Source organism: Streptomyces acidicola (assembly GCF_009377235.1).
Taxonomy (GTDB): domain Bacteria; phylum Actinomycetota; class Actinomycetes; order Streptomycetales; family Streptomycetaceae; genus Streptomyces; species Streptomyces acidicola.
Map to the genome: position 1 here is coordinate 1 of NZ_VMNX01000278.1, position 11,561 is coordinate 11,561.

At 68.0% G+C, this 11,561-nt stretch carries 12 protein-coding genes and 1 pseudogene; all 13 read right to left on the minus strand.

From position 1 onward, the window contains the following. Positions 1–898 (minus strand): annotated as a pseudogene (locus tag FPZ41_RS40275) (putative baseplate assembly protein); the annotation flags it as partial. Next, positions 895–4,080, minus strand: a complete 3,186-nt coding sequence (locus FPZ41_RS40280; RefSeq protein WP_152869027.1) for a putative baseplate assembly protein — start codon at positions 4,078–4,080, stop codon at positions 895–897. The gene FPZ41_RS40280 and the pseudogene FPZ41_RS40275, both read right to left, overlap by 4 nt. Continuing rightward, positions 4,077–4,205: a hypothetical protein gene (locus tag FPZ41_RS49700; RefSeq protein ID WP_265584285.1), complete on the minus strand. Its 129-nt coding sequence runs from the start codon at positions 4,203–4,205 to the stop codon at positions 4,077–4,079. Before FPZ41_RS49700 ends, FPZ41_RS40280 begins: the two co-directional genes overlap by 4 nt. Further along, positions 4,202–4,873, minus strand: a complete 672-nt coding sequence (locus FPZ41_RS40285) for a hypothetical protein (protein ID WP_152869029.1) — start codon at positions 4,871–4,873, stop codon at positions 4,202–4,204. The genes FPZ41_RS49700 and FPZ41_RS40285 overlap by 4 nt, the downstream gene beginning before the upstream one ends. Before the next feature lie 65 nt (positions 4,874–4,938). Further along, positions 4,939–5,691, minus strand: a complete 753-nt coding sequence (locus FPZ41_RS40290; RefSeq protein ID WP_152869030.1) for a hypothetical protein — start codon at positions 5,689–5,691, stop codon at positions 4,939–4,941. Continuing rightward, the gene (locus FPZ41_RS40295; RefSeq protein ID WP_152869032.1) at positions 5,688–6,071 is read right to left on the minus strand and encodes a GPW/gp25 family protein; all 384 of its coding nucleotides are present in this window, start codon (positions 6,069–6,071) and stop codon (positions 5,688–5,690) included. The genes FPZ41_RS40290 and FPZ41_RS40295 overlap by 4 nt, the downstream gene beginning before the upstream one ends. Next, positions 6,068–6,421 carry a hypothetical protein gene (locus FPZ41_RS40300; protein WP_131566803.1) on the minus strand — a complete coding sequence of 118 codons (354 nt, stop codon included), beginning with the start codon at positions 6,419–6,421 and terminating at the stop codon, positions 6,068–6,070. Before FPZ41_RS40300 ends, FPZ41_RS40295 begins: the two co-directional genes overlap by 4 nt. Positions 6,422–6,440: 19 nt before the next feature. Then, complete coding sequence (locus FPZ41_RS40305) at positions 6,441–6,974, minus strand: phage baseplate assembly protein V (RefSeq protein ID WP_152869034.1); 534 nt, start codon at positions 6,972–6,974, stop codon at positions 6,441–6,443. A 48-nt stretch (positions 6,975–7,022) separates the two neighbouring features. Continuing rightward, positions 7,023–8,162: a hypothetical protein gene (locus tag FPZ41_RS40310; RefSeq protein WP_322621342.1), complete on the minus strand. Its 1,140-nt coding sequence runs from the start codon at positions 8,160–8,162 to the stop codon at positions 7,023–7,025. Then, positions 8,155–8,538 (minus strand): LysM peptidoglycan-binding domain-containing protein, encoded by a 384-nt coding sequence (locus tag FPZ41_RS40315; protein ID WP_152869038.1) that lies wholly within the window; start codon positions 8,536–8,538, stop codon positions 8,155–8,157. Before FPZ41_RS40315 ends, FPZ41_RS40310 begins: the two co-directional genes overlap by 8 nt. Before the next feature lie 10 nt (positions 8,539–8,548). Next, positions 8,549–9,250, minus strand: coding sequence for a hypothetical protein (locus FPZ41_RS40320; RefSeq protein ID WP_152869040.1), 702 nt, complete (start codon positions 9,248–9,250; stop codon positions 8,549–8,551). Positions 9,251–9,462: 212 nt separating this feature from the next. Next, positions 9,463–9,927 (minus strand): hypothetical protein, encoded by a 465-nt coding sequence (locus tag FPZ41_RS40325; protein WP_152869042.1) that lies wholly within the window; start codon positions 9,925–9,927, stop codon positions 9,463–9,465. A 15-nt stretch (positions 9,928–9,942) separates the two neighbouring features. Further along, the gene (locus FPZ41_RS40330; protein ID WP_152869044.1) at positions 9,943–11,310 is read right to left on the minus strand and encodes a hypothetical protein; all 1,368 of its coding nucleotides are present in this window, start codon (positions 11,308–11,310) and stop codon (positions 9,943–9,945) included. Positions 11,311–11,561: the final 251 nt, after the last annotated feature.

Below are 11,561 nucleotides of genomic sequence, written 5' to 3' on the forward strand. Positions count from 1 at the left end.
CCTCCGGGGTGGGCGGCTCATCGCCGGGCTCGCCCGGGGCGGTGGGCTCGGCGGTCCAGCGGCGCACCTCGTCGACGAGCTCCTTCAGGGTCGCCGGGGCCGACTCCGGCAGGGAGATCGCGGTGATCTCGTCCTCCCGGTCGACCCGCGCCTCCGCCACGGGCAGCAGCTTCCGCTCGCCGCCCGCGCGTTCACCGAAGACGAAGAGGAGCTGGTCACCGGTCTGGAGGGAGTTGTTGGTGCCCTCGACGAAGAGTTCCGACCGTTTCTCCAGGTCCTCCGGGGTGACGAGGGAGGGGCGCCGGCGGCGGACCTTCAGCTCGTTCCAGTCCCAGCGGGCCGTCAGGTCACGGCCCGTCTCGAAGGTCTGGGACTCCTCGTCGGCGGAGGCGGGCACGCTGTGGCTGCGTGCCCCCCGCGGGATGACCACGGGCAGGGTCTCGGCGCGCGGGTCACGTTCGAGGGTGTACGCGAGGTGGGTGGCGGCGGCCACGCCGGGGCGCGGCCGGTGGCCGACGAGCCGCCCGAGCAGCACCAGCGAGCGGTGCTCGTTGGCGGTGCGGATGTAGGCCTCGTCGGCGATCCGCTCGGAGTGGAAGGTCAGCAGGTCGCCCAGGACGGCCGTGGCGTCGAGGAGGCCGATCGCCGGGTCGTCGGGCGTGCGGACCGTGAGCCCGTTCAACGCCGGGTACGCGGGTGAGGCGAGCCGGTCGAGGAGGGCGGCCAGGAAGGAGCCGTACTCGCCGACGCGGTAGTCGAGGGCGGTGCGGCCGGGCGGGTTGTGGACCGGGGCGGGCGCGAGGCGCTCGTCGTGGCCGTCGCGGCAGGCGCCGCCGCAGCCGCAACCGCAGTCGTCGGGCGGGGCGCTGGTAACGGTGATCGGGTGCGTGTCCGTCATCGGGCACCTCCCAGGGATATCGCCAGCCGGCCGTTCTCCGGCCGGTCCGGGTCGTTGTCGCAGGTGGCGATCTCCAGCGGGCCGAGCCGCAGCACGCCGTCCTCCCTCTCTCCGCGGTCCTGCTCGAACAGCCGCCGCAGCCGGGTCACGTGCACGCTCTCGACACCCGGAACGGCCGCGGCGACCGCGACCAGACGACTGAGCCGGACGGGTTCGCCGAAGGTCAGCGCGTCCGGGTGGAAAAAGCCGAGCCGGCCGTCCGGCAGGTGGCGGCTTCCGAGTACGCGGTACAGCTCGGCGAGGATCTGCCCGTGCTGATGGCCCGGCTTGGCGCACACAGTGAGCGCGATGTCGAGCGGTACGAGACGGGCCGGGCCGACGACGAGGTCGTGGCCGATGCGCCGGTACGCCTCCAGGGCCTGTTCGACGGCGGCGAGCAACTCGTTCGGCGGGCTGCCGGTGCCATGGGCGTCGATCGCGATGTGCGCCTCCTGGACGCTGCCGGTCCAGCGGATCTCGGCGGCGGCGCGCTGCACTCCGGGCAGGGCGGAAGCGAGGGCGGCGTAGTCGTCGGCGGTGACGGCGCGCAGACGGGTGCGGCGCAGGTCGAGCGGCGCCAGCTGGCGTACCTGCTCGACGGGTTCGGGTTCCGTGCCGCCGGTGGCGGGCAGCGGGTTGCGGACGACGGCGACGGATGCCTCTGCCTCGCAGTCGTCCGCGGCCTGCACCACCAGGTGATTGATGGCCTCGGCGCCGACGTTGCCCGCGCTGCCGCCGCCGAGCCGGTAGTGCAGGGCCAGCCGGGCGCCCGGGGTCGGCTTCGCACCGTGCCGGCCGTCGCCGAAGCGCAGGGCGAGGCGGCCGTCGTCCTCCAGCTCGCCGACGAAGTGCCGGTCGCGGGAGCCGCTGTCGAGCAGGTCACGGCGCGGCGCCCAAGTCTCGTCTTCTGTGTGCAGTCGTACGGCTGGCAGGGCCCGCCGCGGGTCCTGGGTGAGCGCGGAGCTCGCGGAGCCGCGGAGCACGGGCTCGTCGGGGTGCAGCCCGGCCGCGTACGCCGGACCCCAGCTGTGCGCGATCTCCCAGGCGATGTGCCCGTCGAGGACCGTGCCCGCACGGGCCCGTGCCGTGAGGATCTCGACGCGGCGCAGCTTGGCGTCGAGCAACTCGTCGGTGCGGTGAAGGAGTTCGCGAAGGGCGCGGACAGGGTGGCGGCGCAGTTCGAGGCGTTCGAGGATCCTCAGGCCGTAGATGATGCCGAGTTCGGCGATCTCGTCGTTGCCGAGCCCGTCGCGGTCGCGGGCGCTGCGCCACAGGTCGACGAGCCGCTGCCGTACCCGCCCCGGGATGGCCGCGATCCGCTCGGCCTGCCCGGCGGAGACGGTCCGCGGGTCGGGGAACGGCACGGCCTGGGCGATCGGCACCCGGCCGAGAACGGGCCGGAAGCGGGGCTGGATGCCGGGGTACACGGACTGCGCGAGCAGCGTGCGCAGGGCGGAGGCCTGGGCGTACGCGGTGCCGGGGACGACGCGCTCGTGCCGCTGCCCGGCCCGCTCCAGGCCGATTCCTGCGCGGGTGGTCTCGGACAGGCCGACGACGGCGAAGAGTTCGCGGACGTCGTCGGGGGTGAGTGCCTCGCCGGATTCCGCACGGTCCGTGAGGGAGTTGATGAGCCGTGCCGGGGCGTTGCCCTCGTCACGGTCATAACAGCCGAAGGCGAGCGAAGCGAGATGGGGGTACCCCCGGCCGGAGGCTGGGGGAGGGTCGCAGGGGGCGACGACGGCGGGTACGGGCGGCACGGTGACGATCTCGGGGAGCTCGCCGGACCACTGGAGGGTGCGGCCGTGGTCGACGAGGACGACATTGCCGCGGGCGAGGCTCACGTCCTCGATCGGCAGGCAGTCGCGTCCGCCGCGGGTGGTGAGGCAGAAGGGGAAGCGGAGCGCGTCCTCGGCGGCCCACGTCACCTCCAGTACCGGCTGGTCCTCGATGCGGTCGATGCCCGGGGTGACGGAGGTGAGGCGTACGGCCTGACGGTGGGCGGGGTCGGCGTCGCCCGGGGTGCCGGTGCGCGGGCCCTTGATCTCCTCCAGGACGAGCAGGTCGCCGGGGCGGAGGGCGAGTTGGCGGTCGCGGCAGGTCTCCGGGTCGGCCCATGCGTCGCGCAGTGTGGCGGAGGTGGCGCCCTTCGGGAGGGTGCAGACCTCGCCGCCCCAGGTCCACAGGCGGATCGCGTTGTGTGCGGTGCGCAGGTGAAGCGGGTCGCTGAGGGTGACCGGTTCGAAGACCTCCACGGAGCCACGTTCGTCGAGGTCGGCGAGGTCGTGGTCACCGATGACGGTGCCGGGCTCTGGCCGGTCGTGCGGGTCGAGGGTGCGGACGTCGACGGAGGCGAAGCGGAACGTGCCCGGAGCGAGAGTCTGGTCGCCGGCCGTCTCGACGGTGACGTACGCGCGCGCCGTGCACCCGTCGTGCATCGCGTAGTCGATGAGCCGGACGTGACGCCGTACGGAGACCCGTCGCCGGGCGGTGTCGAGGTAGGCCTCGGTGGCCACGGCATCCTGCTGGTAGCTGATCTGGTCGCCGGTGTAGGCGAGCAGTTCGACCAGCGTCATCCCGAGGTCGGCGGGGTTGCGCTCCACCCAGTCGGGCGTGGTGAGCGCGAGCCGGTCGAGGAGCAGCTTGCGGATGGTTTCGTAGTCGCGGGCCGTGTAGTCGATGACGGGTGCGTCGGGGAAGGCTGTTCCCTCGGAGTGCTCGTCCTTGCAGTCGAAGGGCGTCGGGCAGTCGGGGCGGAAGCGGAACGGCGCGCTGTGGTAGCGCTGGTCGAAGCCGCGGAAGGGTTCGGTGCCCGGCCGTCCATACGGGTCGGCCTCCACCAGGGAGAGCCGGTAGCGGGAGGTGTCGCCGGCCTTGTCGAGGGTGACGTACAGCCGGTCGTCGAGCTCGGGGTCCTCCTCACGCTCCACGCTGACGTCGAGGGCGGTGATGCCGGTGACGCGGCGGCCTCCGTCGACGCGGACGTTCTCGGGGCACAGACCGTGCGGAGCCTTGCCGAGGAACGTGACGGTGAGCAGCAGGCCGTCGTCGCTGACTTCCACGGCGTCGATGCCGTTGAGCTGGGCGGCTCTGACCTTGGCGCGGCGGGATGCGGTGGTACCGGCGGTGCCGGTCGTGCCTGTCATGCGGCGGCCCTCCCTTCGAAGACGTCGCCGGTCCGGGTCCCGGTGGCCCGCAGGACGTACGGCAGTTGGACACGTACGGCGTGTTCGCCGCCCACCGGGTCGTTGATGTCGGCGTAGGGGGTCACAGTCGGTCCTCCAGGCGGCTCGTCAGAGGCGCGTAGTCCTGGCCGGGGAAGACGCTCGCAAACGTGTCCAGTCCGTTGCGCAGCCCTTCCACGAGGTGCTCCAGGGCAGGATCGGTGAAGGAGACGTCCGCGAAGAGGTACTGCCAGCCGTGCAGACCTTTCGTCAGCAGCAGCGTCTCCACGTACTCGGTGAAGGTCAGATCGAGCTTGACGTAGCCCGGAGGGTGGGGGGCGGTTCCCGTCCCCGCGAGATCCGAGAACCAGACCTCCAACGGCGACGAACCGGGATCCGTCCGCAGGAATGTCATGAAGCCCCTGCTCGACTCATAGGCATTGTCGAAGTAGCGCAGGGTGGAGACGAACGCCTTCTGAAAGTCAGTTTCGAGCAATTCCAGCGACGGCATCCGTCCTTGAGTCAGTATCTCCATCGGAGAGGGAACTCTGTACTCCCCGGAAAAGGGAGGAAGTGAGGGACCGGACTCCCAGTGAGCGGCCACCTCGAGCCTGAGTGAATCGCCGAGCATGCCGGCGTCGAGACGGAGTTCCTTCCACTCCGGATCAAACATTTCGAGCGGTTCGATATCGGCGAATGCCGGACCGGTGTCACCGTGCCGTACGTCGAGCAGCGTGATGGACTCGGCGCCGCGCAGGGCGGCGAGTGAGGCCATATGACGCTCCTCCAGTTGGTTGAGTGAGCGCACCGATCGGGACCTTTCCATACTCTGCTTGCGGGTCACAGGCGGGCCTCCAGGCGGCTCGCGAGCTCCGCGTAACTCCAGGCAGGGAAGAGCCGGGGAAAGAGGTCCAGCATCGCCGTCAGCTGATTCCTGACGTCCTCGAAGTCCGGGTGCCCCAGGGGCACCTCATCCGTGAAGAGGTACTGCCAGCCCAACGTTCCCTTGGTGACGGCGAGTTGCTCCACGTATTCCGGATAGGTGAGGTCGAGCTTGACGTATTGCCGGGTCCATCCCTCGACGCCGGTCAACTCCATGTCGTAGTACCAGAGTTCCCAAGGATTAGCCTGCTTCTGAACACGAACCGCCGCAAGCTGCCCGGTCGCGGCGAGTGGCGTGTCGTCGATGACCCGCAATTCGGTGAAGAACTCCCGCTTCTCGTCGGAGGAGCCGCTCCAGGCCAGGTTCGGCGGACGCTTTCGGATTGCGGTGAACAGGTCTGTCACACGGAACTCGCCACGGATTTCAGGGATCCCCGCAGTCGGCTCACTGTGCCAGCAGTTAGCGATCTCCGTGATGCGAGGACTCCGTACGCACAGGTCACGGCTGAATGTCACGCCCTCCCATTCGGGCAGATAGGAGAAGATCACCGGGGTCTCCTCGAAGATCTCGCTGAGATCGCCGGTGACGGAGCGGTCGACTGCAAGCACAGGGCAGTCGAGGAGCTCCTGCTGTGCCTGGAGCAGCTTTGCTTCGATGTCGGTCGGGGTGCGCGTGTGCCCAGTGATGCCGGTGGTGGTGCCGGTGGTCATGCGGCGCCCCTCCCTTCGAAGACGTCCTCACGCCGGGCGCCTGTGGCACGTACGACGTACGAGAGGTACACGCGGACGACGTGGTCCTCGCTGACCACGTCAAGGGCCTCCACGTCGATGAGGTCGCCCAGCCAGCGCTGGAGGGAGGCCTGCACGGACAGTTCGAGGGTGCTGATCAGCTCGGGGCTGTTCGGGGCGAAGACGAGATCGAGGAGCCCGCAACCGAAGTCGGGGCGCATCACGCGCTCCCCCGGGCTGGTGAACAGCAGCTGCTCGACCAGGTCGTGCACGTGCTCGCCGTGGTCGGCGTGCGCGGTGCGTCCCCGGCGGTCGGCGCGGAAGGGGAAGGCGATGTCGGTGCGGGTGACCGGCTTCGTCATCGGATGGACACCTCCTGCTGCGCGGCGTTGACGACGGGTGGTCCCTGTGCGACCAGGGCCGCGCTGAAGCACTGGGCCGCGGAGGTGTCGAGCAGCACGGGGGCGCCCGCGACGGTCACGCCGCTCGCGGAGGCCGTGAACCGTACGGACACGCACGGCTGCGGCACACCGTCCACGGTGTGGGCGCAGCCGACGACGGTGTAGGTGTGAGCGGCGGTGGCTGCCGCCCGGCCGCCGATCAGCACCGACGGGGACGGTGTGTGTGCCGGTGTGGCGCGGCCACCGTGCGGGCAGCTGATCACGGTGTCGGCGGCCAGCAGATTCCCGGCCGCCCTGGATGTCCTGGACACGTTCGTCGATCCCCCGTTCCTAACGCTTCGGTTCCACGGTCAACTGGCCCTCGTTGACGATGACCTGGTCGTTCTGGAGTGTGATCCGGGCCCTGCCGGAGGCGATGACGATCGCCGCTTCGGTGATCCGGATGTACGCCCCGTTCTTGGCCTGCAGCAGGATTCCCTCGTCGGTCCCGGCCGCGTCGTTCATCACGATCTTGTGCGCGCCCGGTGTCTGCACGACGACGGGCTTGTTCGGAGAGTTGGCCGGCAATGCGTTCCGTGCGTCCGGCGGCAGTTCCTCAGCCGCTCCGTACCAACACCCGGTCCACACCGGGAAGCTGGGATCTCCCTGCTCGAACTCCACCCACACACCTGCTCCGGGCGGCGGCACGACGAACTGCCCGGACTGCGGCCCGGTGAACGGCAGACAGGGCAGCGCCCACGTCGACGGCTCGTTGCCGAGGACGTCCGGGACCTCGACAGTGACGCGGCCGATGCGCAAGGGGTCGTTGTTGTCGACGACCCGGCCACGGAACTTGCCGAGATAGCGATTGCTGGGTGCCGCCATGGTGGGGTGCTCCTGGTAGATGCGTCAAAAATGGCGAAAGTGTTGCAGTTACGGCCGGACGTAGTCGCTGCGGGCTTCAAGGCCCTCTCGGGAGAGGGTGAAGTTCTGCTGGTACGAGCCCGGGCGCAGGTTGTGCGTGACGGACTTGACGTAGTAGTCGCCGTCGTACGCGCGTCCGGAGCCGCGTACGCCGACGAGTTGGCGGGGCTGGAGGATGTACCCGTGCCGGTTGACGTCCAGGGACCCCGACCCGGAGACGACGTCGGCGGAAACGGCGGCGCGAGCGAGGAGTTCGGCCTCGGCCTCCTGGCGCTGCTGCTTGGCGGTGCCGGAGAGGGTCTTGCGCTTGAGAGCGGGCGTGGGGCGTCTGCCGAGGGGCGGGCGCAAGGGGCTGATGGGCGGTTGCGGGAGGAGGGTGGCCTGCCGGGTCTCGGGGTTCTGCCAGCGGGCTTGAGGTTCCTCGCGGGCGGTGCCGTCGTACGCGAACGTCAGTTGGTCCACGGTGGAGTTGGCGTCCATGTTGACGTTGAGGGCGTGCTGGCGGATGCCGAGGCGGACCTCCGGTCCCCAACGGGCGGACGACTGACCGGCGGTGGGCCCGGGCTCCAGATAGAAGGTGTATCCGTTCGTGCGGGCGAGCTCGGTGACGTACTGCAGGTCGGTGCCGGTCTGGTAGTGCACGCGCAGGTTCTGGTGGGGCGGCTGGGCGACCTTCTCCTGGTAGACGTCGGGCCGTATGCCGTAGTCGGAGTAGCGACGGAGGATCGCGAGCACGCGCTCGGAGGGCGGCAGGTTGGGGTACGAGGCGGTGCGCTCCTCCAGGTCGAGGAGGAGGGTGAGGTCCTCGCCGGTGACGGTGAGGGTGGAGTGGCCGGGCTGGTTGCTGGCGCCGACCTCGTGACGGACGATCAGCCCGTCGAAGAGCACGTCGGGGGTGCCTTTGACGTTGACGGTGACGATGAGGCGGGTCTTGGGGTCGAAGAACCCTTCAGGGAGGAGCCTGCGACTGATGATCCCGTTCTTGGTGAGGTCGAAGGCAAGCTGGAAGCCGCTGCGTTCACCGGCGGTGGCGGTGATCTGGGCGGACAGCAGCGCCTCGGTGACCTCGGCGGGGACGGGTCGGGCGAGCTGCGGCCCCATGAGGAGCGTGATGTGAACGGGGCCTTGGCCCACGGGCAGATCAAACACGCCGACCGCCCTGCTGGTAGCCGCCGGGGACGCCGCCGGCGAGCGGGATGTCGATGACGCGCCCGGCTTCGTCGGTCAGCTCATTCGGGCCGAGCACGGGGTTGGCGTCGGCGATCTGCCACCACTGGGACGGGTCGCCGAAGTAGCGCTGGGCGAGGAGATCGGGGCGGTCGCCGGCGGCGACGGTGTGGGGCTGGACCTCGTCCTCCTGCTGATCGAGCGGAGGCAGCAACCGGCGCTTGGTGTACCGCACTTCGGTCCCGTCGGGCTGACGGTGGACGCCGATCTCGGCGTCGTGGTACCGGCTGGTGCGGGGGTAAGGGTGGGCGCCCGGTATCGCATCCAGCGCGCTCTCGTAGGGCTCGATGTCGGCCATGGTGGTGTGCTCAGCCCCTTCCGCTCGGTATGCCGGCTGCTCCGGCGCCGATGCCGCTGAGCCCGAGGGAACCGAGGCTGCCGCCGCGTGCGGCTGCGGCCAGCCGCTCCTTCTGCGCGAGGTGCGCCATGTACAGGTCGGCACCGCGGTGCCCGGCGGGCAGGTCGCTGACGGTGAGGATCTTCATCCCGATACTGAGGGAGGCGCGGATCGGGTTGAGGTTGACGTCGAAGGCGGACTCATTGATGGAGAGTTCGGTGAGCCGCACGGGCATGACGCGCTTGCTCCCCCAGGTGAAGAGGGTGAGCGGCATCTCGATCGGGCTGATCTCGATGGAGCCCTTCTGGGACAGCCGCATCGCCTCGCGCAGCTTGGCGGTGGTCGGCTGCACGAGCATTTCGAGGGTGGCCAGCTGGGGGTGGATGCCGTCGGGCGCGGCGATCTCCAGTTGGTCGGTCGCGTCGATCTCGGCGGTGAACTTCCAGGTCTCTTGGGCGGGGCCCTTGAGACGGAGGGCTTCGTTTCTGTCCCCCTCTCCGCTTCCTCCGCCGCCCGCGTCACCCGATCCTCCGGCGGATTGAGGGCTGAGGCTGCGTTCGAGGGTGTCGGGGTTGAACTGCAGCACGATGATGCGCTGCGGCGTTCCCCGTTCCGGGTCGACGATGACTACGCCGGAGCGGATGGGCTTGGGTATGTCGGCGTAGCGTGTCATTATTTCCATCCCTCAGTTCTGCATAGAGTGCTCGAAATACTGCACCGGTCACGCGGCAACAACTCATACCTCCTGACCCAGCCCTGTCGGTAGCATGCCACCCACTCTCCGGGGCCACGAAAAACGTCGTGAAACTCTCACCAATTTCCCTTGCCGCCTCCATGGCCGACAACGGAAGTGCACCTGAAATCCACTGAACCTCGCAATTCCAGCTAGGGGGCGACCAGCCCTTCCAGCCTGATCAGAAATCGCAAGAAGCTGCGACCAACCGGCTCGTGCAGAAATTCATTAACCCTTTCTCCAATATCGATACACACCTCGGAATCACTGTGTGGATCTGGCAGGCAAACCAGGTACCGCGCATAGCTCGGGGATTCCCGGTCCGCATCAACCTCCCAATGGCCGTCAAATTTGCGGATCAGATAATACCCAACAAAAGAGAGCAGAACAGAGAAAACCTTCGCGAAATTCGCATCGTCCAGCTCTTCGATATGCTCGCATTCATACAACTCATCCATATACGCGATGGCGAGGCGCGGATCCTCAAGGAGTTCGGACGCCGGATAGATTTCCAGAAGGTCAGCAAGGTAAAGAACCTTACTTTCCATGTCGCGAACCCAGTGCTCCAAATTTTCGGACCGCTCAGCATAGAGGTCATCCCGGTCACTGGGATGCATATCTAAACATCTCCCTCACGAAAGTACGATGACAGTAAACCCAGCCCCGGTCAGAGTAGACCTGAGCAGATTCGAAGGCTTGGCGCCAGTGAAAATCCAGATAACGTCAACCCTATATCCAGCCCGCTGCTTATTACGCTTCAGGTGCCAGTCCTTGCCTATCTGAGACCAGCTGACACCCGCACCCTCCCCAGACTTCTTTGACTCCCCTTCCAACCGAACAAAAAGTTCAACTGTCCTATTATCTTCGTCGACGTAGTTGCTGTTATACCGTAGGTAATTTTTGACCTCGATGAGCTGTTGACGGTCTCCCCGTTGGTCCCTGATGTCCACCCGTCGTTCTGGCACTTCGCGACTACGGCGCTCTTCCGGTGTCTCCTCCGGAAGGGTTTCCCCTCTCCTTTGTCGCCGAAGACGATCCTGTTCCCCGGCGCGCGGTACCCGATAGCGTCCCGCGTAGCCCTGCCTCGACGCCGTAAGTCGCTCCGGTACTTCTCGACGCCCACTACCCCATTCCTGGTGCGCATAGGCCTCACCACCCTGCCCCCGGTTATTGTCGTTCTCCCGGATAAGCTGCGACATACTCCGCCTGCTGCCAGGCCTTCGTTGCCCCCTACCAGAGGTACTTCCGGTTCGGTCGGGACGTGAGTCATGCTCACTTCTGCTGTCGTTCCTGTCAGCATTTCGCGTGCGGTCCTGGGCGTCGATGTAGACACCTGGGGTGCCCCGTTCTCCAGGCTCTCCGTTCTCCCGCCGATGTACCGCGAGAATCCGGTGCACCCCGACCCTGAGCGAGTCAGCATAGTCGGGGTCGTAGTAAAGGACCCATTCGTCTCCCTCCTGCTGCGCCTCCGAATCCGAAAGTATTTCCTCACGTGTCGCATCCGGCGAGTCAGAGAGAATCTGCTCAGGAGTTCTCGCCAGCCCTCCGGCCACCCTTATCGCCCGTGCCCTGGCCGCCCGCCTGCGTGGGTTCAGCACTGCATCGACAGTGATGGAAGGAGACCCCGAGGCCGCCAGTTCACTTAGCCTGTGCCAGGCCCGAAGCGCCACCAGCATGGCCTTGAATACAGACTCAGGAATTCCCTTCTGTAGCAACCTCATCAGCTGCGGACGAATACGGGCGACAATTTTGTCCAGCCTGTCGTTCTTCGACTGCTGCGAGTTCTCCTTCGTCTGGGCATTCTCCCGTTTCCGCTGCTTCTCTTGCCGCTTCTGCTCCGCGCGCCGCTGCTGCTGCTTCTTCAGCAGGTCGCGGCGGCGGGCGTACGCCTCGCGCATGCGCCGGGCGTTGTTGTCGAGGTCGCGGCGGCGGCGGTCGTCGCGGTCGCTGCGGCCGAGGCGGTCCTTGGCGCGGCGGGTGCGGTTGAGTGCCGACTTCACCGTCTGGCGGTCGCGGTTGGAGGCGCGGCGCTCCGGGGACGTCGTGCGTCGGCGCGTAGTTGGCCTCGTACCCTCTGTCTCGCGGCGCGGGCGGGACTGGTCCTGGTCGTCGCGGCGGCGGTTCGGCTCGGCTTCCCGGGCTCGGTCATCCGGACGGCGTGACTCGGGGCCGCGTGAATCGGGACGCCGGGTGTCAGGGCGGCGCGGGTCGGGGCGGCGCGGGGTGTCGCGGTCCTGGCGCGGGCGGGGCG

What these genes read in the sequence shown, in the direction of transcription:
- FPZ41_RS40280 (WP_152869027.1), bottom strand. Translation starts at nt 4,080, where the DNA reads ATGACAGGCACGACCGGCACCGCCGGTACCACCGCATCCCGCCGCGCC.
- FPZ41_RS40295 (WP_152869032.1), bottom strand. Translation starts at nt 6,071, where the DNA reads ATGACGAAGCCGGTCACCCGCACCGACATCGCCTTCCCCTTCCGCGCC.
- FPZ41_RS40315 (WP_152869038.1), bottom strand. Translation starts at nt 8,538, where the DNA reads ATGGCCGACATCGAGCCCTACGAGAGCGCGCTGGATGCGATACCGGGC.
- FPZ41_RS40320 (WP_152869040.1), bottom strand. Translation starts at nt 9,250, where the DNA reads ATGACACGCTACGCCGACATACCCAAGCCCATCCGCTCCGGCGTAGTC.
- FPZ41_RS40285 (WP_152869029.1), bottom strand. Translation starts at nt 4,873, where the DNA reads ATGGCCTCACTCGCCGCCCTGCGCGGCGCCGAGTCCATCACGCTGCTC.
- FPZ41_RS40290 (WP_152869030.1), bottom strand. Translation starts at nt 5,691, where the DNA reads ATGACCACCGGCACCACCACCGGCATCACTGGGCACACGCGCACCCCG.
- FPZ41_RS40305 (WP_152869034.1), bottom strand. Translation starts at nt 6,974, where the DNA reads ATGGCGGCACCCAGCAATCGCTATCTCGGCAAGTTCCGTGGCCGGGTC.
- FPZ41_RS40325 (WP_152869042.1), bottom strand. Translation starts at nt 9,927, where the DNA reads ATGCATCCCAGTGACCGGGATGACCTCTATGCTGAGCGGTCCGAAAAT.